The sequence below is a fragment of the Terasakiella sp. genome (assembly GCF_048267425.1).
In the GTDB taxonomy this organism is placed as follows: Bacteria; Pseudomonadota; Alphaproteobacteria; order Rhodospirillales; family Terasakiellaceae; genus Terasakiella.
Window position 1 is genome coordinate 161,395 of the sequence record NZ_JBLWXN010000002.1, and the last position, 19,108, is coordinate 180,502.

17 protein-coding genes, 1 pseudogene and 2 riboswitches are annotated in these 19,108 nt (G+C 48.0%); of the genes and pseudogenes, 10 read left to right on the plus strand and 8 right to left on the minus strand.

Annotated features, from left to right (window positions below):
• Positions 1-40 precede the first annotated feature (40 nt).
• The 4 genes from ACN0VA_RS03960 to ACN0VA_RS03975 form a co-directional block, all read right to left on the minus strand.
• Positions 41-760, minus strand: coding sequence for a substrate-binding periplasmic protein (locus tag ACN0VA_RS03960; RefSeq protein ID WP_417819883.1), 720 nt, complete (start codon positions 758-760; stop codon positions 41-43).
• Between the two features lie 56 nt (positions 761-816).
• On the minus strand, positions 817-2,184 hold the full coding sequence (gene cysS, locus ACN0VA_RS03965; RefSeq protein ID WP_417819884.1) for a cysteine--tRNA ligase: 1,368 nt from the start codon (positions 2,182-2,184) through the stop codon (positions 817-819).
• Between the two features lie 72 nt (positions 2,185-2,256).
• Positions 2,257-3,591 carry a glutamate--tRNA ligase gene (gltX, locus tag ACN0VA_RS03970; protein ID WP_417819885.1) on the minus strand — a complete coding sequence of 445 codons (1,335 nt, stop codon included), beginning with the start codon at positions 3,589-3,591 and terminating at the stop codon, positions 2,257-2,259.
• On the minus strand, positions 3,588-5,237 hold the full coding sequence (locus tag ACN0VA_RS03975) for an NAD+ synthase (RefSeq protein ID WP_417819886.1): 1,650 nt from the start codon (positions 5,235-5,237) through the stop codon (positions 3,588-3,590). The genes gltX and ACN0VA_RS03975 overlap by 4 nt, the downstream gene beginning before the upstream one ends.
• Positions 5,238-5,476: 239 nt before the next feature.
• Here ACN0VA_RS03975 and ACN0VA_RS03980 point away from each other — a divergent pair.
• Positions 5,477-7,153, plus strand: a pseudogene (locus ACN0VA_RS03980) (methyl-accepting chemotaxis protein); the annotation flags it as partial.
• Between the two features lie 30 nt (positions 7,154-7,183).
• On the opposite strand, the gene ACN0VA_RS03985 reads toward ACN0VA_RS03980, so the two are convergent.
• The 4 genes from ACN0VA_RS03985 to ACN0VA_RS04000 all read right to left on the minus strand — a co-directional run bounded on the left by ACN0VA_RS03985 (position 7,184) and on the right by ACN0VA_RS04000 (position 10,760).
• Positions 7,184-8,353: an HD-GYP domain-containing protein gene (locus ACN0VA_RS03985; protein WP_417819887.1), complete on the minus strand. Its 1,170-nt coding sequence runs from the start codon at positions 8,351-8,353 to the stop codon at positions 7,184-7,186.
• Between the two features lie 83 nt (positions 8,354-8,436).
• Positions 8,437-9,051 carry a hypothetical protein gene (locus tag ACN0VA_RS03990; protein WP_417819888.1) on the minus strand — a complete coding sequence of 205 codons (615 nt, stop codon included), beginning with the start codon at positions 9,049-9,051 and terminating at the stop codon, positions 8,437-8,439.
• 42 nt (positions 9,052-9,093) lie between these two features.
• The gene (locus ACN0VA_RS03995) at positions 9,094-10,161 is read right to left on the minus strand and encodes a YceI family protein (protein ID WP_417819889.1); all 1,068 of its coding nucleotides are present in this window, start codon (positions 10,159-10,161) and stop codon (positions 9,094-9,096) included.
• A 23-nt stretch (positions 10,162-10,184) separates the two neighbouring features.
• Positions 10,185-10,760 carry a YceI family protein gene (locus ACN0VA_RS04000; RefSeq protein WP_417819890.1) on the minus strand — a complete coding sequence of 192 codons (576 nt, stop codon included), beginning with the start codon at positions 10,758-10,760 and terminating at the stop codon, positions 10,185-10,187.
• A 158-nt stretch (positions 10,761-10,918) separates the two neighbouring features.
• Positions 10,919-11,132, plus strand: a riboswitch (cobalamin riboswitch).
• Positions 11,133-11,238: 106 nt separating this feature from the next.
• On the opposite strand from ACN0VA_RS04000, the gene ACN0VA_RS04005 reads away from it, so the two are divergent.
• The 9 genes from ACN0VA_RS04005 (at position 11,239) to ACN0VA_RS04045 (ending at position 19,107) form a co-directional block, all read left to right on the plus strand.
• The gene (locus ACN0VA_RS04005) at positions 11,239-12,423 is read left to right on the plus strand and encodes an LbtU family siderophore porin (RefSeq protein WP_417819891.1); all 1,185 of its coding nucleotides are present in this window, start codon (positions 11,239-11,241) and stop codon (positions 12,421-12,423) included.
• Positions 12,424-12,494: 71 nt separating this feature from the next.
• A riboswitch (cobalamin riboswitch) is annotated at positions 12,495-12,708 on the plus strand.
• Positions 12,709-12,805: 97 nt separating this feature from the next.
• Complete coding sequence (locus ACN0VA_RS04010) at positions 12,806-13,603, plus strand: DUF4198 domain-containing protein (protein ID WP_417819892.1); 798 nt, start codon at positions 12,806-12,808, stop codon at positions 13,601-13,603.
• A gap of 3 nt (positions 13,604-13,606) precedes the next feature.
• Positions 13,607-14,236 (plus strand): cobalt transporter CbiM, encoded by a 630-nt coding sequence (gene cbiM, locus ACN0VA_RS04015; RefSeq protein WP_417819893.1) that lies wholly within the window; start codon positions 13,607-13,609, stop codon positions 14,234-14,236.
• Positions 14,229-14,798 carry a cobalt ABC transporter permease gene (locus tag ACN0VA_RS04020; RefSeq protein WP_417819894.1) on the plus strand — a complete coding sequence of 190 codons (570 nt, stop codon included), beginning with the start codon at positions 14,229-14,231 and terminating at the stop codon, positions 14,796-14,798. Before cbiM ends, ACN0VA_RS04020 begins: the two co-directional genes overlap by 8 nt.
• On the plus strand, positions 14,795-15,565 hold the full coding sequence (cbiQ, locus tag ACN0VA_RS04025; RefSeq protein ID WP_417819895.1) for a cobalt ECF transporter T component CbiQ: 771 nt from the start codon (positions 14,795-14,797) through the stop codon (positions 15,563-15,565). Before ACN0VA_RS04020 ends, cbiQ begins: the two co-directional genes overlap by 4 nt.
• Entirely contained in the window at positions 15,558-16,235 is a 678-nt protein-coding gene (locus ACN0VA_RS04030) for an energy-coupling factor ABC transporter ATP-binding protein (protein WP_417819896.1), read from the plus strand. Before cbiQ ends, ACN0VA_RS04030 begins: the two co-directional genes overlap by 8 nt.
• Positions 16,236-16,354: 119 nt before the next feature.
• Positions 16,355-18,070, plus strand: a complete 1,716-nt coding sequence (locus ACN0VA_RS04035; protein WP_417819897.1) for a hypothetical protein — start codon at positions 16,355-16,357, stop codon at positions 18,068-18,070.
• A gap of 3 nt (positions 18,071-18,073) precedes the next feature.
• The gene (locus tag ACN0VA_RS04040; protein WP_417819898.1) at positions 18,074-18,820 is read left to right on the plus strand and encodes a competence/damage-inducible protein A; all 747 of its coding nucleotides are present in this window, start codon (positions 18,074-18,076) and stop codon (positions 18,818-18,820) included.
• The gene (locus ACN0VA_RS04045; RefSeq protein ID WP_417819899.1) at positions 18,817-19,107 is read left to right on the plus strand and encodes a hypothetical protein; all 291 of its coding nucleotides are present in this window, start codon (positions 18,817-18,819) and stop codon (positions 19,105-19,107) included. Before ACN0VA_RS04040 ends, ACN0VA_RS04045 begins: the two co-directional genes overlap by 4 nt.
• Position 19,108: the final 1 nt, after the last annotated feature.

Here is a 19,108-nt window from a genome sequence, read left to right on the forward strand (position 1 = left end):
TTAGGGACGTTTTTATAAAAAAGAACGCCGTGGTATTTTCTTAGTTGATGATATTCATCGTGTCTTCACGAATATATTTTTGAAGAATGGCTGCATATTCTCCCGATGCTTTCATTGCATCTAGGGCGATATCAAAATCATCGCGCACTTGTCGATCCCGAAAACCGACACGATAATGGGTTGGCGGAAACAAGGAATGGAACTGAACCGCGATTTTTTCCCCGCTTTCCTCTTCCACTTTTTGTTTAAAATGCAAGAAAATACGAAAATCGGAAATCACAATATCCGTGCGCCCCTTTGCCAGCATTTTCACTTGCAAAGCTTGATTGGCGACCTCGTAATATTCCCGATTTTCAGCTATGGCGGATTTAAAATCAGCCCCTAACAACTTCGATGCATTTTGAAACGCGGTGACCCGATAATAACCAAGATCATTTAAGCTTTTCAACCGAATGTCCGAGCTGGCCAACGTAATCGCATAATTTTGGTAAGAAATGATCGCTTTGGAAAAGAAACCGTCCACTGCCATATGCGCGCGCATGGTCATCCCCGCATCCAACGACCCACCATTTAATTCATGGGGAATGCGTTTTAGCGGCATATAGCGGATCTTCACACTATAGCCCGCGATTTCCAGCCCGCGACGCACGATATCCAGCTCCGCACCACGATTTTCTGCCTGAATAATATAAGGCGGTTTGGACAATCCAACACCGACCAATATATCTCGATCTGCGGCAAAGGAAGGCACAGACCACACCAACAATCCTATTAGAAATAAGACTGGAAGTCTAAATTTGAACGTTTTTCTCTGTGCTACTTTCGTTTCCACGTTGTCCCTTGTGCGCTGTCTTCAAGAACGATACCAAGACCATCAAGTTCATCACGGATGCGGTCCGCCGCTGCAAAATCCTTGTTTGCTTTGGCTTGTTTTCGTTCTTCAATCATACGCTCAATTGAACTTTCATCAACCCCGGAGTTTTCCTTATTCCCGCCTTTCAACCATAACTCCACATCCTGTTGCAGAATTCCCAACAATTGCGCCGCGGCTAAAAGTTGCCCTTTCGTCTGCGGGTTGGGGGCCTTGTTGAAGTTCCCCAAGAGTTCATGCAGTTGTGAGATAGCCAAAGGAGTGTTCAAATCGTCTTCTAGTGCCGCAATAAAGGCCTGTGGCGCGGCCTCTTCGGCTGCCACCACATCACTATGCTGGCGAAGGGCTGTATAAAAACGATCCAATGTGGATTTCGCCTCACGCACCCCGTCTTTGGTAAAATCAAATGGAGAGCGATACTGGGCCGATAGCATATAAAAACGCAACGCTTCACCGGGGACTTCTTCCAACAATTCGTGCACCGTGAAGAAATTGCCCAATGACTTGGACATTTTCTCACCTTCAACCATCAAATGCCCGTTATGCATCCAGTATTTGGCATAACGTTCGGTTTTGTTTGCGCAGCAGCTTTGGGCAATTTCATTTTCATGGTGTGGAAAAATCAAATCGTGCCCCCCCCCATGAATATCAAACGTATTGCCGAGGTACTTACGGCTCATAGCGGAACATTCGATATGCCAGCCGGGACGACCGCGTCCCCACGGACTTTCCCAACCGGGGACATCCTCTTCACTGGGTTTCCAAAGGACAAAATCGGCCGGGTCTTTTTTGTAAGAAGCAACTTCCACACGGGCACCAGCAATCATATCGTCCATATTACGCCCCGATAACGCGCCGTATTCTGGCATACTCGGCACATGAAACAGGACATGACCATCCGCGGCATAGGCATTGCCGTTGGCAATCAAGGTTTCGATCATATCGATCATTTCACCGATATGTTCGGTCGCGCGCGGTTCAATATCGGGATTACCTGCGTTTAACGCGGCCATATCTTCGTGAAATGCTTGGGCTGTGCGTTCCGTAATCGTGCGAATATCTTCGCCGGTTTCCTTGGATTTCGCGTTGATCTTGTCATCCACATCCGTGATGTTGCGCACATAGGTCACGTCTTTATAGAGTGTTTTGAGCAAACGGTACAAAACGTCAAAGACAATGACCGGACGCGCATTGCCAATATGGGCAAAATCATAAACCGTCGGTCCACAGACATACATGCCCACACAATCCGGATTAATCGGTTTGAATTCTTCTTTTTTGCGGGTCAGGGTGTTGTAGATATGCAATGTCATTGTCTTAACCAACGATGTTTAAAAAGAGAAAAGGCCCCTGCATGACGCAGGGGCACTTATGAAAAGAAAAAATTAAGCGGCTATCCCTTGCAGGCGGGCTTCCACTTTTTCACGGCCCAGCAAAGGTAACAAGACACCCAGTTCCGGCCCATGATCCATACCGGTCAAGGCTTGACGCAATGGCATAAACAATTGCTTGCCTTTGCGTCCGGTTGCTTCCTTAACTGCCGTTGTCCATGTCTGCCACGTGGTTTCATCCCAATCACCCGCGGGTAACAGGTCTTTGGCCTGAACGGCAAAATCTGCATCTTCGATAATCGGGGTGACTTTACCATAAACGATATCAGCCCAATCCTGCGCATCTTTCACACGTGACAGGTTGGGGCGCACCGCTTCCCAGAAAGCTTCGTCCGCACCTTCAAGGTTCAAGCGTGCAGACGCTGTTGACCAATCCATTTCGTGGATCAGCTTGGAATTCAGGCGTTCCAGTTCCTTGAAATCGAATTTAGGGGTGCCACGCCCGAAACTTGCAATATCAAAGCTCGCAACCAGTTCATCCAGGCTCTTGACCGCCTCGATATTTTCTGACGTTCCCAAATGCGCCAGCAGGCTATTGATGGACATGGCTTCCAGACCGTCTTCCTGCATTTCAGCTAAAGACATGGACCCTTTGCGCTTGGACAGTTTTTCGCCTTCCGTACCGGACAGCAGCGGTAAGTGCGCAAATGCCGGGAATTTAGCGTCATTCAAAACCTTGAACATTGCAATTTGCACAGCCGTGTTGGACACATGGTCTTCACCGCGCAAGACATGAGTGACACCCAGATCGATATCATCAATGGCAGAGGGCATCATATAAAGGAACGTTCCGTCCGCACGACGGATAACCGGGTCCGCCAGATTGGCAGCCAAAAATTTCTTTTCGCCCTGCACCAGATCGGTCCATTCAATGTCATCTGCCGGCAATTTAAAACGCCAGTGCGCCTGACGACCTTCGGCCTTCAACTTTTCTTTATCCGCATCGGACAGGTCCAGAGCAGAACGATCATAGATCGGCGCTTTGCCGCGTGAGCGCAGGCGTTTGCGCATAAATTCCAGCTCTTCCGGTGTCTCGTAACAATCATAGACCAGACCGTCCGCTTTCAGCTTTTCAAAAACGTCTTCGTAGCGGTCCATGCGGGCAGACTGGTGTTCTTCTTCATCCCAGCTCAACCCCAGCCAGTTCATGGCATCCTTGATCGCCTGTTCGTATTCAGGTTTGGAACGTTCCTGATCGGTATCGTCCACACGCAGCAAAAAAGTGCCGCCTTCTTTTTTTGCATAAAGATAGTTAACCAGCGCCATGCGGGCATTGCCGATATGCATCATACCGGTGGGTGAAGGTGCGAAGCGTACTTTAAAGGTCATATCAGACTCGTAAAACCGTTGGTAAGGGGATAGCGGCGGTCGCGACCAAATGCACGCGATGTCAGCTTAACACCCGGAGGTGCTTGACGGCGTTTATATTCCGCACGATCAACCAACTTCCAGATCCGGCGCACCACATCTGCATCATGGCCACAGGCCACCACATCTTCAAGGGAATACTCCTTCTCGATCAAACATTCCAGTATATCATCGAGAATTTCGTAAGGCGGAAGACTGTCTTCATCCTTTTGATCAGGACGAAGTTCAGCCGAAGGCGGTTTGGCGATCACATTATCGGGCATCACACGCCCGTTGGGGCCCAAACAACCTTCTGGTTTTTGATCGTTACGCCATTTACACAACGCAAAGACCGTCATTTTATAAACATCTTTCAAGACAGAATAGCCGCCGCACATGTCCCCGTAAATGGTGGCATAGCCGACAGACATTTCTGATTTATTGCCCGTTGTCAGCAACATATGTCCAAATTTATTGGACAGGGCCATCAACAAAAGGCCCCGAGCACGCGACTGAATATTTTCTTCGGTAATATCTTTGTCTTTATCACCAAAAGCCGGGGCCAGCATTGTCTCAAACGCCTGCATTGCCGGTTCAATAGAAATACTTTCGTATTCAACATCCAACATTTCTGCACAACCTCGTGCATCATCCAGACTTTCTTGTGATGTATAAGGCGAGGGCATCATCACGCAACGCACACGTTTTGCCCCAAGCGCATCAACCGCCACAGCCGCAGACAAGGCACTGTCGATCCCGCCGGACAACCCTAAAACCACACCGGGAAAACCATTTTTATTGACATAATCGCGTAAGCCCAAAACCATAGCCTGATACAAAGCTTCCAACCCATGACTATCATGGGCCAACGGTCCGGTAACTTGATTGTCTTTATCGATTTTAACAATTGCCATTTCTTCATGCCAATGGCGCATCAGACAGACCCGTTCACCAGCACTGTTCATCACGAATGAGGCCCCGTCAAAGACCAGTTCATCCTGTCCGCCAACCTGATTGACGTACACCAACGGTATATTGCAGTGTTCAACCCGTTCAGTTGCCAGATCATAGCGCACAAACGGCTTATCCCCTTCAAAAGGTGATCCGTTCAAAACGATCAACATCTCTGCCCCGGCAAGTTTCAGATCGGCGGCGACATCGTCGTACCACATATCTTCACAGATCATTACGCCCAGCTTGCGTCCAGCAAAATCAATAACTGCACTTTCTGCACCACTTGAAAACAGGCGCATTTCATCAAAAACACCATAATTGGGCAAATGACGTTTCAGAACGATCTGACGGATTTCCCCATCAAAAATAAACAAGGCGGCATTATACAATCCCTCCTCGACACGCCACGGTGTTCCCAGCAACACACCGGTCGGCTTTCCTCGCGTTGTTTCGACAAACGCCAGCACGGCATCTTCAACAGCATCTTGAAAAGACGGCTTCAACACCAAATCTTCAGGAGGGTAGCCCGTGGTCAGCAGCTCCGGGCTCACCAACAGATCGGCGCATTGTTCCAATGCACGGTCATAATAAGTCGCCAGCAATGCCATATTTTTACGGATTGCACCGACTGTGGGGTTAAGTTGCGCCAAAGCGAGGGAAAATGTATCGGTCATTTACTGAGGGTCTAGAATTTAAATATCCAACTGTGCGCGAAACTATGCTGACTCGCACCGAATGTCAACGTAACTGCGCGATTGAATGATAAAGCTTACAATTTATTACAATGCTCAACTTGCCCCCTCTTGCGCGCCAAGATAATTTGTTTGTCAAACTAACATAATTTTGGCCTTTAACGGGACTACTTCTGGCTTCGACGAAAAGGACGTTCTTTGGTATGAAAAACTGGAGCATTACAAAGAAACTGCTCGTTTCTCCTGTGATTTTTACAATCGCCCTGATTTTTTTATCGTGGTTATCCTACTCGGGTATTCAAACAATCCGAACCTCGATGGATAATTTATTCAATGAGAATACGGCAAAAGTCGTTAAAGCCCTCGATTTCCAGGAATCACTAAGCGAAGTCAACGGCGGGCTTTTCCGCATGATCAGCTGGACCGCCAGCAACATGACGGATGAAGATTCGCAAAAAGCCATGCGGGAATCGCTGAAATCATCCCTTAATGGTCTGAACATTGATCTTAAGGTTTTGATCAAAAAGCATGACTTCCAAGGTGAAGAAAAAAAATCCGTTGATAAAATTGCAGCTCTTTTCGAACAATACATTGTTGCAGCAACCGATGTCATTGATACCGCAGAAACAGATGCGTCAATGGCTGTTATCTATATGTTCGAAGCCGATGACCTGTTCTCGCAAGTCAATCAGAACGTGGCCTCTCAAGTCGAAAACTGGCGTGAAAAAGCTGACAACCAATTCGAAAACGTCAATAACAGCATCGACAATACCATTCGTGTTGATGCCATCATCGTTGTTGTGGTTCTCGTTGTGGTCTTTGTTGTTGCCATCTTCATCGCGACCAGCATTTCACGCCCGGTGCGCGGTATGACACGTGCGATGCAAACCTTGGCTAAGGGCGACCTCAGCGCAGAAATCCCAGCGGATGAACGCCATGATGAAGTCGGCGAAATGGCCGATGCCCTCAGCATTTTCAAAGATAATCTGGTTGAAATGGAAAATATGCGCGCCAATCAGGAAACGGAGCGCAAACAACAAGAACAAGCCAACCGCCAGCAGATGATGGAATTGGCCGATCATTTGGAAAACTCCGTCTCCAGCATCATTTCCAGTATCGCCGACAAGACGGGCGATATCCTGTCCGTTGCCAGTTCTGGCGGTAAGGAGAGCTCTGAAACCGATACCAGCCAATCCATGGAAGTTGCAGAAGCTTCGGAACGCACAACAACCAACGCCGATACGGTTGCAGCATCCACCACACAACTTTCTGCCGCTATCAGTGAAATCGGTCAACAGGTTACCCAATCAACCGACATTGCCAATCAGGCCGTAACCAAGGCCAGCACCGCCAACGACAAGGTCAATGGCCTTGCAGAAGCCGCGCAACGCATTGGTGAAGTTCTTGGCCTGATCACGGATATTGCCGAACAAACCAACCTGCTTGCCCTGAACGCCACCATTGAGGCCGCACGTGCAGGCGAAGCCGGCAAAGGGTTCGCGGTTGTGGCTTCCGAAGTGAAAAACCTTGCCAATCAAACCGCAAGTGCCACAGATGAAATCGCCAGTCAAATCTCTCAAATTCAAGACGCAACCGGCGAGGCTGTCGAAGCCATTGACGACATCAGTCAAACCATCCATCAGATTGACCAAATTGCAGCGGCAATCGCCGCATCCGTTGAAGAACAGGATGCTACCACACGCGATATCGCCAGAAATGTGCAAAATGTATCCGATGATGCCCAAGCCGTTGCCGACCGCATCGTTGCCATGACACGCAGTGCCGCCAAATCCCACAACACGGCCATTCAGGTCACATGGGCCGCCGAAGATTTAAAAGGCCCGACGGATCAATTAAACCAAGAAGTCCGCAACTTCCTTGCGACGATCCGCAGTTAACGCCCCCCTTTTCCCCAGAACCCGAGCTCCTTAATGGATGCTCGGGTTTTCCGGGCGATAGACATCCATAATAATTTCTTTAAATAATGCCAAAAGGAAGGGATCAATTTTTCCCTCCAGTGTTTCCAGTACCTTTATCGCACTTTCACAACTGAATTCCGGCTTGTACGGGCGCTTATCCGTCAAGGCGCAGAAGATATCCACAATCGTGGCCAATCGCGCCAGTTCATTTAAATCCTGTCCGGTCAATCCCTTGGGATACCCGCTTCCATCCAGTTTTTCATGGTGTTGTTCGGCAATGACACGAATGCCTTCGCTGATATTTTCACTCCGATTCAAAATATCATGAGAATGCAACACATGTTTTTTTAACTGCTTCAATTCGTCCCGCGACAATGGATCCGGTGAATTTAACAATTCCTGCGACACCGCCAGCTTGCCCACATCCATCAGCATACCTGCAGCCGCAACCGTTAACAGTTCGTGCCCGCTGATCCCGATGGCATGCGCCATAAGACACATCAAACTCGACACTTTCAAGGAATGGACATAGGTATAATTATGATGATCTTTCACGTTGGAAATCAAATCCGCAACCTGCCCCTCCAACACTTCTTCCATCAAGGGGAAACAACATTCTTTGGTGTTATGAATATTCAATGGATTTCCACGGCGCACGCGGTGGGTTGTACCGCGAAAATGCCCCAGTGACGTTTCCAACGCTTCGCGCTGACGTGCCGGTAAGCTCCGCCAACTGGCCTCTAACAGTCGATCAATTAATTTTCCGGCTTCATCATGCAAAGCCGATTTCATAAACGGACGGCGCAGATAGGAAACAGGACAGAGCATACGCACCGTCTCATTAAATGTTTCCGTTGGAACCCGCCCTGTAATCAAAAACGGAATATCGCGCAAATGATCGCTTTCCAGCTTCATGCGCATAAAATCGCGCGACCCTCGAATGACCAGATCATAATCCATCACAATAAGACCCGGTGTTTTCGCCGCCATAAGCCCGGCCATCGCCGCAGCGGGTGAGGCATAATAATCCACCTCAAAACTACGGTCCAAAGCGGAAACAATTTCACTTCTGAATTTTTCGTATTTGCACACGACAAGCGCACGCACCTGCCCCGGTCGCCGGGATTGATCCGTAACAGCATATCCTACTTTGGCTTTTGCCACCTGCGGACTGAGCATGACACCACCCTCTTGATCGGTGTCCCTGCCTATCACCCCACTATAACCTTAAGCATATGGGAAGTGATTCTAGAATTTCAAGATTAATGAACTGTTTCTTTGGCTTTGTCTTTCAAAACCAACAAGGCCAATATGGCATCTTCGATCAAGGCATCACGCTCGGTGATTTCTTCCAACAGGGCTTCGCGCATCGCCAGTGTATAATCAGACCAATTTTCCACATCTTGTAAAAGCGCGCTAAATCCTTCGGCCTCTTCACCCAGACCATCAATCAAGGCAGCGGTGGCAGAGGCCATTTTCATATCGTCTTCACCGCCCCAAAACCCTTCGATAAAGCCGGCATCCAGTTCTTCCACACGACGTAAAAGCAGGTCTTTCGCTGCCTCCAGCGTTGCCAGTTTGCCCCGCGCACTCAACAAGGGGGTTCGCGCAATCGCCATTTTTTCAATACGGTGCCACAAGCCCATGAAGGTCGCAAAAAAGCTCTCACTTTCCGCCTTTGTCACAAACTTGGGAAAATCATTCTCCCCCCAAAAACTAGCGATCACCATCACAGGCAACAACTCCTTGTTGGGGCTGGCCAAGGCCCCCAGCACACGCATGCGTACCACATGAAACGGCACATGACTGTTGTACTGTTCAAGAAATTTGGCAACACCAGCATCACCAATATATTTTCCGGGCTTGTTCGTTGCCATGATCACACATCTCGCATTCAAATGATTAAGCTGTGCGGCACCCTATTTTTTATCAGCCTTCAAGTCAAAGAAAATGCGTACATCATCCCCGACAACCGTTGTCGCAACCCATTGCCCCTGCCCGATCCCAAAATCATTGCGCTGAATTGTCAACTCGCCTGTGGCATGTGCCTGATCGGCGTCAATCTTCACTTTAAACGGCAACTCAACTTCCTTGGTTATCCCCCGCATGGTCAAGCTTGCCTTGGCGATATAGTCCCCGTTTTCTCCGTTTGAAATCTCTATCGTTTTAAAGATTGCCTGAGGATGAGTGGATGCATCAAACCAATCAGCGCTGACGATCTGACTATCACGCTCGGCACTTTGCGTATCCACACTGGCAATATCAATGATGATTTCGACATGACTTTCTTCAAGATTATTCGGATCAAACGAAATGGTCGAAGTAAACGTCTTAAAGGCCCCTTCAAATTCCGCCCCGGTTTGCGTGGCAATAAATCCAAGCTTGCTGCTGTCTTTAACCGACCAATCTGTTGCAAGGGCTGGGCTCGTGATCAAAAACACGGCCACAACCGTCAACATACGTTTCAAAACATCATCACGGTTAATAAAATGATGTTTGAGCGCGGCACCAACATGCAAAGCAATCAGCACAAGGATCAAAACAGCCATGACTTCGTGAAACGCTTTTAAGAAATCAACCGCTTCCTTGGACGGTTCCATCAATGCCGGTAACGTGAACCAGCCAAAGACCGACAAGGGGAAATTGGCCGCAGAACTCATGGCCCATCCGCTTAGCGGCATGACAAACATCACTCCATACAGGGCAAGATGCATCCCATGTGCCCCCAGACGTTCATACCACGCCATTTCAATCGGTAATTCGGGTGTTGGATTGATTAACCGCCAGGCCAGTCGCAGCACAGCAAGGAACAAAACGATGACACCGATGGATTTATGTAACGCAATTTTTTCAAACATATCCGGCCCTAACGGCAACCCGGTCATATAATAACCAAGCGGAAACATAATCAAAAAGCTGAGCACCATACTCCAATGAAAGAGCTTGGCAATCCATCCGTAAGACGTACTGCTATTACGCAATGACATGGCGGTAATCCTTAATTTATGCGTTATTTTGCTTGCGCTTCAGTTTCGATACGGATTTTCACTTCATCGCCAACAGCCGGGACGTAAGTGGAAATGCCAAAATCGGAACGTTGCAAGGTTGCTGTTGCAGAAAAACCAACGGCTGCCTTTTTTGTCATCGGGTTCGGGGCAGCTTTGTTCAAAGTCACATTCAAAGCAACTTCTTTAGTCACACCGTGCATGGTGAGGTCACCTGTGATAATCCCGGTTTTGTCACCCGTGATTTCGATAGATTTGCTTTTAAATGTCAGGTTCGGGAACTTTGCAACATCAAAAAAATCAGCCGACTTTAAGTGTTTGTCCAACGCGGCAACATCGGTGTCGATGCTGTTTGCCTCAATAACGACCTCAACACGGCTGTCTTGGGGCTTGGCTTCATCAAAAACAAGCGTGCCATCAAAAGTCTGGAACTCCCCTTGGAAATTGGAAAAGCCCATATGATTGACATAAAATTCAATCGAAGTGTGGCTGGTATCAAATACATATTCCACGGGTTCCGCCTGTGCGCCAGATACACCAAGACCAAGAGCGAATACAGAAGCGAGCAAAAGTTTTTTCATCGAGAGATATCCTTGCTTATGAGAGATGAATGGTTACTCCGAGCAAGATAATCTGTTCTTCACACGACAAAAAGAACGCAAACAGAAAGGGATTGTTTCTAAAATTGAACCAATAAAACCTGCCAGAGAACAGAATTGTTGACTCACAGAACAAATCCGACATAAAAGACCGTCATGGTTCTCTCAAGACAAACGTCTAGGAGATTAAAAGGGAACACGGTGAGACGTACCCATCAGGGATCAAAACCGTGGCTGCCCCCGCAACTGTGAGCGCAAATGTGCCGTCTGATAGCCCACTGGCAAAATAGCCGGGAAGGGAGACGGGGCGAAAAAGCGTAAGCCAGGATACCTGCCATAACACATACTTCTTAACGGAGCGGGGATGCTCAATAGTTGGCTGTTATCGTTGTTATTCGCAACAATCTCATCTTTCTCTTAATCCCTGCTACTTCTGTTTTAATCGTGGGGATTACCAAATATGTCCAACAAAATACAAAGAACTGCCCTTTTCTTGACTGCGGCTTCCATACTCGCCTTATCTTCTGTTCATGTTCACGCAGCAGAACAAGCCCCCAGTCGTGAAGAATTACTATCTATGCTGAAACAACAACAACGCCAGCTTGACGAATTGCAGGCCATGTTGAAACAAACTCAAAAACAGGCAGAAACCGCAACGGCTAAAGCCACAGAAGCAGCCGCAAAACCCGCATTCTTGGATACGGTACAAATTGGTGGAACACTGGAATTTGAAGCCACGGAAACCGAGGCTTTCACAGACGCCGACACCAGCGATTTATCACTGGCCAAAGCCGAACTTACCTTTTCTGCAAAGCCACATGAATATGTAACAACCAATATCGTTGCACTCTATGAAGATGGTTCAAACAATATCACGCTTGATGAAGCCACAATCGAAATTGCCAACACTGAAGCCTTTCCCCTTTATACAACCGTCGGGAAATGGGCCATGCCGTTCGGCAATTACGATACCGCCATGAGCACCGATCCCCTTACCAAAAACCTGGGGGAAACCAAGGAAAATGCAATTCTCGTCGGTGCAACCCATAACGGTTTCAGCATCGAAGCGTTTGCCTTTAATGGCGATACGCAAAAATCAGGAGAAGGCAACAATATCGACCAATACGGTCTCAACCTTGCAGTAGAGGGCGAGGAAGATGGTTTGCTTTACAACATGGCCGCTTCCTATCTTAACAACATTGCAGACTCAGACGGCGTCAATGACGCTCTCACAGGGGCAACAGCCTTAAAAGATTATGTCGGTGGGATCAGCCTGTACGGTTCCCTCAGTCTAAACGGCGTGAGCGCATCAGTGGGCTACGTCAAAGCAACAGATAGCTTCCAGACTGGTGAACTTGCCTTTAATGGTCAAGGCGCACAACCCGTTACCTGGAACACAGAAATTTCCTACACAATGGATATCCTAGGTAAAGAAACAACCTTTGCGGCCACTTATCAGGGAACAGACGAAGCCTTGGCCCTTTCCCTACCTGAAACACGCCTTGGTGGCGCAGTCACAGTCGGGATCTACGATCAAACATCCCTGACACTAGAATATCTTGCCGATGAAGATTATAGCATTGCAGAAGGGGGAACCGGCAAAGACGGTCATACAACAACAGCCAAGCTTGCCGTGGAATTCTAACAACAAAGCAGGGAGAGGGGCAATCTCCTCTCCCTGCCTTGTACTTATATACTTGACCGGATCAAGTATATTCGCTTAAAAAACATCATGGTTCTCCGAAGGCAAGAGTCTAGGAGATTAAAAGGGAACACGGTGAGACGTACCCATCAGGGATCGAAACCGTGGCTGCCCCCGCAACTGTAAGCGCAAATGTGCCGTCTGATAGCCCACTGGTAAAATGGCCGGGAAGGGAGACGGGGCGAAAAAGCGTAAGCCAGGATACCTGCCATATATACGACGATCGAGCGGGGAAGCTCACGGGGATGTCTTTTTTTCCAACCTGTACCTTCTCTACCAAACCGCTTGATCCTGACATTTATTTCTCTGATCGAGGGGATCAACATTGTTACGTAAATCTATCTTCGCTGCCGCAATGGTAAGTGTTCTGAGCATGGCGCAACAGGCCAACGCTCATTTCCAACTTATCTACACACCCGAAATTAACATCAAAAAAGCCGGAGAAGTGCCGTTAAAGCTGGTGTTCTGGCACCCCATGTCCAATGGTCATACAATGGCAATGGGCGAACCCGTTGAATTTTATTCCGTCTTCAAAGGTAAAAAGACAGACCTGAAGCCCACCTTAAACCCCATCACATTTAAGGGTCTGTCCAATGAAGCTACGGCCTACGATGCTTCTGTCACCCTGAAACGCAACGGGGATTATGCTCTCGTGGCTGTACCGGCCCCTTATTACGAAGAAAGCGAAGATATCTACATCCAGCAGATCACCAAGGTGATCATCAATAAAGGCGATGTACCAACCAATTGGTCTGAACCGCTGGGCCTGAAAACGGAAATTGTCCCACTCAGTAAACCCTATGGCGCACTGGTCGGATCGACTTTTTCCGGTGTTGTTCTCAAAAATGGACAACCTGCTCCCGGTGTTGAAATTGAAATCGAACATATGATCGCAGAACCGGATATGAACGCCAACAAACCGCAAAATGCAAAAGTCAGCGAAGTTCCCGGCGGGGCGATTGTGGCCCTAACCGATGCCCAAGGGAAATTCAGCTTTGGCATTCCAAAGGCCGGTTATTGGGGATTTGCCGCCTTGGGGGTCGGCCCGGATAGTGAATTCAAGGGTAAAGAATTATCCCAAGACGCCGTTCTGTGGATTAAAGCCCATGCGTTGGAGGATTAACAGATGCATATCGTAGATGGTGCTCTTTCCAATGATGTGGTCATTGCGGGTGGCATTCTGGCTGTTGGCGGCATTGCCCTTGGCTTAAAAAAAATGGATATGGAAAAAATACCGGCTGCCGGGATCATGGCGGCGACGTTTTTCGTTGCCTCCCTCATTCATGTCCCCATCGGTCCCAGTTCCGTCCATTTGATCATGAATGGTTTGGCCGGATTGATACTAGGATGGACTGCTTTTCCCGCCCTTTTCGTCGGCTTATTGCTACAAGCACTATTTTTTGGATACGGCGGTGTCACAGTGTTGGGTGTGAATACCGTTGCAATCGCCCTGCCCGCTGTTTTGATGCACTACATTTGTCGTTCAGGTATCCGTCATTCAAACAAAAAAGTCGCTATGTTCTGGGGTGCCCTTGCCGGAGGCGGATCCATCGCCCTGACCGCTGTCCTAGTTACCCTTGCCTTGGCCATTACCGGGGAATCTTTTATTCCCGCTGCCAAATTGGTCGTCCTGGCTCATACCCCCGTTATGGCGATTGAAGGTTTCCTCTGTGCCTGCGCTGTTTCCCTGATCCATCGCGTCAAACCTGAACTTTTCGATAGCTTTATCCCCGTGGCGGAGGTCCGTCATGCGTAAGTTTCTTGTATTGATCGCTCTACTTGCCTTTGCAAACCCAGCCGATGCGCACAAGGTTGTTGCTTCTGCCTGGACAGATGGCGCAGATATCGAAGGGGAAGTCGGTCTATCCAATGGTGACGTTGCTTTGGAAGGCACAGCAGTCGAAGTCTTCGATCTTAACGATAACCCCTTGGGGGAAACAAAAATTGGACAAGAAGGTTTATTCCGCTTCACCCCGACCAAAGCTATCCCGCATAAGTTTCGTGCGAATTTAGGCGCCGGGCATGTGGCGACACTCATCATGCAAGTTGATGAATTGCCCGACCACTTAAAAGGTGAAAAGGCTCCGATACAAAGCCAACCTAAAAGCACGGATCAACCCGTTGCCGTATCCGGTGACATTCAAAGACTGGTTGCCAAAGCTGTGCGTAAAGAAATCCAACCTCTGAGAAAAGAGATCGCATCTTACAAAGAAAAGAACGATCTCCAAACGATCTTGGGTGGGATCGGATATATCCTTGGATTAACTGGCATAGCCTTTTATATCGCAGCCCGACGCAAGGAAAAAAAAGGGGAATGAGCCCGGCTTCCTCAAACATGCATATGGGCGCAGGTGGATCATCATGGATGTTACACCTTGATCCCCGCGCCCGTGTCGTTACCTCTTTTATTTTCGCGTGCGTCGTTGTTAGCCTGACAGGCTTTCTCAGCTTATCCATTGCGGTACTTTGCGGTGTCTTCCTCATGTTATCGGCAAAATTACCGGCCGGGGAAACCATCAAAAAAGTCATAACAATGGACGGCTTCATTATTTTCCTTCTCTGCATGCTGCCCTTTACCACCCCAGGCGAGGTCTGGTTCACACTATTCGGTTTTGAGGCCTCATGGGAGGGGTTTTATAAAGCGTGCGAAATCACTTTAAAAGCCAATGCCGTCGTTCTGACCTTGCTCGCCCTTGTCGGCACTATTGACGCCATTGTATTGGGGCATGCCCTCAACCGTCTGCGGGTGCCGGAAAATCTGGTTCATCTCATGCTCTTCAGCGTGCGTTATATTGATGTACTCAAACAGGAATACTTCCGCCTGCGGGTCGCGATGAAGGCGCGTTGTTTTAAACCGGGAAACAACTTGCATACCTATCGTTCCATCGGTTATCTGCTTGGTATGTTGTTGGTGCGCAGCCTTGAACGCTCCGAACGTATTTTAGAGGCTATGAAATGTCGAGGATTTCAGGGGAAATTTTATCTTCTGGGCGAATTCCATTTTCAAAGGCGGGATCGTCTTTTTTGCCTTGTCTCTTTTCTTTTTCTCCTAGGCCTTTTCATTCTGGATATTTCTTATGGATAAACTCATTAAACTTACAAACATCCATTTTTCTTATCCCAATCAAAAGCCCGTTCTAAATGGAATCGACTTTTCCCTCAGCGCGGGTGAACGTATTGCGATTAACGGACCCAATGGCGCAGGGAAAAGCACCTTGTTTCATATTATGGTCGGATTGATCAAACCAACAACCGGGCATGTCTTCGCCTTTGATCAGGATCGTCTTATCGAAAGCGATTTTAAAGATGTCCGTCGCCGCATCGGACTGGTTTTTCAAGATCCCGATGACCAATTATTTTGCCCCACAGTCGCCGAAGACATTGCCTTCGGGGTGTTAAACCTAGGCAAACCGATTGACGAAGCCCTCGCCATCGTCGAAAAAACATTACAGGATTTACGGCTGGATCATTTGCGAGATCGTGCCACCCATAACCTGTCCGGTGGTGAAAAACGTCTTGTCAGCCTTGCCTGCGTTCTGGCAATGGAACCCGACATCCTGTTGCTGGATGAGCCGACCAACGCATTGGATGAAGGCACACAAGAACGTCTGGTTGATATTTTAAACCATTTACCACAGGCGATGATCGTAATTTCTCACGATCCCCATTTTCGACGCAAAGTGACAAAAAGCCATTTAAATCTTGAGGATGGGCGACTTATTCCCCCGGCCCCAAAATGCAAACACGCAAAATAAGTAATCTTTCGTATCGATTTTATTAACTATTGTCTTATAGTTTATAAATGTTGCTATCCCTGTGCGTTCAAAGCGTTGATTTTTGCCTGATTTGTCCGTACTCTTGGCGACAATTGTAAATGAACAAAACAACGGTTTTAAACGTGTCTGAAGAGAAACAAAGCGATTTTGAAAAAATCGAACTGATGACAGCCATGCAAGAGTTGGCATCGCTCAAACCTGAAGAGGGTAAAGCGGCGATGATGTCTCAGGTTGATCGTGCGGCTTTGCGTGTCCTGAAAGTCCTTAAGGAAGGGAATCCGGATACATTGCAGCAAGGCACGTATCTTCAGCAGGTTAAATTTGTCCTTGGCGTCATGGAACAATGTAAAGAGTTTCGCGACGGTCAGTTTACCCGGTTGGTGCGCAGCCACGCCGAAGACATCATGGTCGGTTTGGAAGATTTGCCCAAACGATCCAAGGCCCTAAAAGAAAAGAAAAAACGCGAAGCTGAAGAAGCCAAGCGCAAAGCAGCGGAAGCAAAATCCGCTGCCAAAGCCAAAGCGATTGCCGCTGGCGGAAAAGCCACCCCGATCGACAAAGAAGAAACTGTTGTCGAAGAAACAGAACCGGATTTCCCATACGAACTGGCAGAAAAAATCTGCATTCAAACCGTTGTCCGTCATTTCGATGCCAAGTTGGATGTCTTGCGCAGTGTGCATATGTATGGACGACATTCAACAGTGGATATCGGCATTCCACCGCATTTCCTGTACACCGTCGAATTCAGTGTCTTGATCGAAGATGCTATCAAAGCCCTGATCGTGGACAGCCGCGATATTTTAGCCCGCCGCGTCTATAATGATACCGACCCCAAAGCCGACGAAGAAACAATCCGTAAAGTGCTGCGGGACAAATCACGTCCGCTTCTTGATGTGGTTGAGTCCGGTTTTGCCGGCTGGGGCAGTGCCCAAGCCGAAGCCGCCAAACGTGCCAATACGGGCGATAATGACACCGCAAAGAAAACCACAGTAAAAGAGAAAAAAGGCGGTTTATTCTCCAAACTTCTGGGCAAAGAAAAGAAACCGCAAGCCGCCCCCAAACGCGCAAAGAAAAAAGAAAAAGAGGCTTGGGAAGAGGTTCTGGAAATTTTCAAGGCTGCCGAAGCCCGCGGCGAGATTTTCTTCCCGCGAACCTTCAATTTTTCCATTCTCAGCTATCTGTCGCAAATGCGTGAGAATCTGTTCAAGTCTGAAGTTGAACGGATTATCCAGATTGCCGAACAAGCCAAAGGCGGTTCTTCGGCAAAAGGGGCTGTCGCACGCGGTTTGGAACAATCCTTCAAGAACAATGATCAGAACTTCTTTGAGATGTTGATCCTCAACCTGCTATACACCAAAAACTCTATCGGGTTGGACGAAGTACAAACCGCCTGTATGGGACAAAAGCTGGATGAAGGACGCTTGCCGCTGTCCGTACCGGAAATGGGGCGTCGCCCTAATGCCTATGCCACGCAAATTATTAAGTTGTTGAAAGAACCTTGCGAACCGCGCGTTCTTAAAAATTGTCTGGAATATTTTTTCGAAGCAATCTTGGTTTTACATCTGATTAAATACGAAAAAGATTTCGCAAATGCGTCAACCTATTTGGAATCACAAAAAGAAAATCTGGCTAAACCGATTCAGGGTGTCGTCGACGGCATTCTCGGTTTGATGGACCGTGTTCTTTTTGCCCGTCAACAGGCGCGTGAAACAGGTGAAGATACCTCACACAACACCAAAGACACCATTTCCCATACCATCGGAAAATTTATTACGGCCTATGAAGGCATGTATGAAAAAATGAAAAAATCCTAAGCTATGTCTGATAAAATCCGCGCCTTTATTTTGATTATTGGGAATGAGGTTTTATCGGGACGAACCCACGATGCAAACCTCGCCTTCCTTGCCAATGCCTTAAATGAGATCGGCATTCAAGTTGGCGAAGCTCGCGTCATTCCCGATGATGAAAAGATCATTATCGATACCGTGAATTATGCGCGCGCAGCCTTTGATTACGTCTTTACAACAGGTGGCATCGGCCCCACGCATGACGATATCACGGCCGCCTGTATCGCCAAGGCTTTCAATCGCCCGCTTATTCGTAATGAAGAAGCGGTTGCTATTTTGAAAACTCATTACCCTTCGACAGACCTTAATGAAGCACGTCTGCGTATGGCCAATACCCCGAGTGAGGCAATCCTCATCGAAAATCCGATCAGCAAAGCACCCGGCTTTCAGGTCGAAAATGTTTTTGTCTTGGCAGGTGTGCCCCGCATCGCACAAGCCATGTTCGAAAACCTTAAACCTCGTTTAAAAGGCGCTGCCCCGGTTATCTCCAAAACCATTTCGACAAACTTAGGTGAAGGTCTGATTGCCGGGCCATTGGGTGAGATTCAAAATAAATTTCCAGATGTCGAAATCGGCAGCTACCCTTATTTTGGGGATGGTAAGACGGGTGTCAGCCTCGTTGCCCGTGCCTTGTGCGAAGATGATGTGGATCTTTGTTTAGAAGAAATCAAAGTAATGATTGAATCTTTAGGTGGAAAGACTATCTTCTCTGTATGAGAACACCGCTGAGCGACCTGCACTGGACTGCACAAACCACCTTAATTTTCCTGTTCAAACATATGTTGGCAGGGATATGCGGTGGGTTTTTCTTTGGTGCCTTGCTGCTTTATTACGATATCAGTAAACTTTGGACGATGATCTCAGCTTCACAAGATGGCTGGTTGGTCGGTATTATGATGTTTACGGGTTTGGCGGTCACATTTGGCAGTATCAGTATGGGCTGGGGCATTTTCAGCCTTGCCCAAGAACGCGATGATCCACCGGAAGATCACACCTATTATTGAC

Excerpts from the sequence above, each read along its gene's own strand:
- cbiQ (WP_417819895.1), top strand. The coding sequence starts at position 14,795 with ATGAGCCCGGCTTCCTCAAACATGCATATGGGCGCAGGTGGATCATCA.
- ACN0VA_RS04005 (WP_417819891.1), top strand. The coding sequence starts at position 11,239 with ATGTCCAACAAAATACAAAGAACTGCCCTTTTCTTGACTGCGGCTTCC.
- ACN0VA_RS03985 (WP_417819887.1), bottom strand. The coding sequence starts at position 8,353 with ATGCTCAGTCCGCAGGTGGCAAAAGCCAAAGTAGGATATGCTGTTACG.
- cysS (WP_417819884.1), bottom strand. The coding sequence starts at position 2,184 with ATGACATTGCATATCTACAACACCCTGACCCGCAAAAAAGAAGAATTC.
- ACN0VA_RS03990 (WP_417819888.1), bottom strand. The coding sequence starts at position 9,051 with ATGGCAACGAACAAGCCCGGAAAATATATTGGTGATGCTGGTGTTGCC.
- cbiM (WP_417819893.1), top strand. The coding sequence starts at position 13,607 with ATGCATATCGTAGATGGTGCTCTTTCCAATGATGTGGTCATTGCGGGT.
- gltX (WP_417819885.1), bottom strand. The coding sequence starts at position 3,591 with ATGACCTTTAAAGTACGCTTCGCACCTTCACCCACCGGTATGATGCAT.
- ACN0VA_RS04020 (WP_417819894.1), top strand. The coding sequence starts at position 14,229 with ATGCGTAAGTTTCTTGTATTGATCGCTCTACTTGCCTTTGCAAACCCA.
- ACN0VA_RS03995 (WP_417819889.1), bottom strand. The coding sequence starts at position 10,161 with ATGTCATTGCGTAATAGCAGTACGTCTTACGGATGGATTGCCAAGCTC.
- ACN0VA_RS04035 (WP_417819897.1), top strand. The coding sequence starts at position 16,355 with ATGAACAAAACAACGGTTTTAAACGTGTCTGAAGAGAAACAAAGCGAT.
- ACN0VA_RS04045 (WP_417819899.1), top strand. The coding sequence starts at position 18,817 with ATGAGAACACCGCTGAGCGACCTGCACTGGACTGCACAAACCACCTTA.
- ACN0VA_RS03975 (WP_417819886.1), bottom strand. The coding sequence starts at position 5,237 with ATGACCGATACATTTTCCCTCGCTTTGGCGCAACTTAACCCCACAGTC.
- ACN0VA_RS04000 (WP_417819890.1), bottom strand. The coding sequence starts at position 10,760 with ATGAAAAAACTTTTGCTCGCTTCTGTATTCGCTCTTGGTCTTGGTGTA.
- ACN0VA_RS04030 (WP_417819896.1), top strand. The coding sequence starts at position 15,558 with ATGGATAAACTCATTAAACTTACAAACATCCATTTTTCTTATCCCAAT.
- ACN0VA_RS04040 (WP_417819898.1), top strand. The coding sequence starts at position 18,074 with ATGTCTGATAAAATCCGCGCCTTTATTTTGATTATTGGGAATGAGGTT.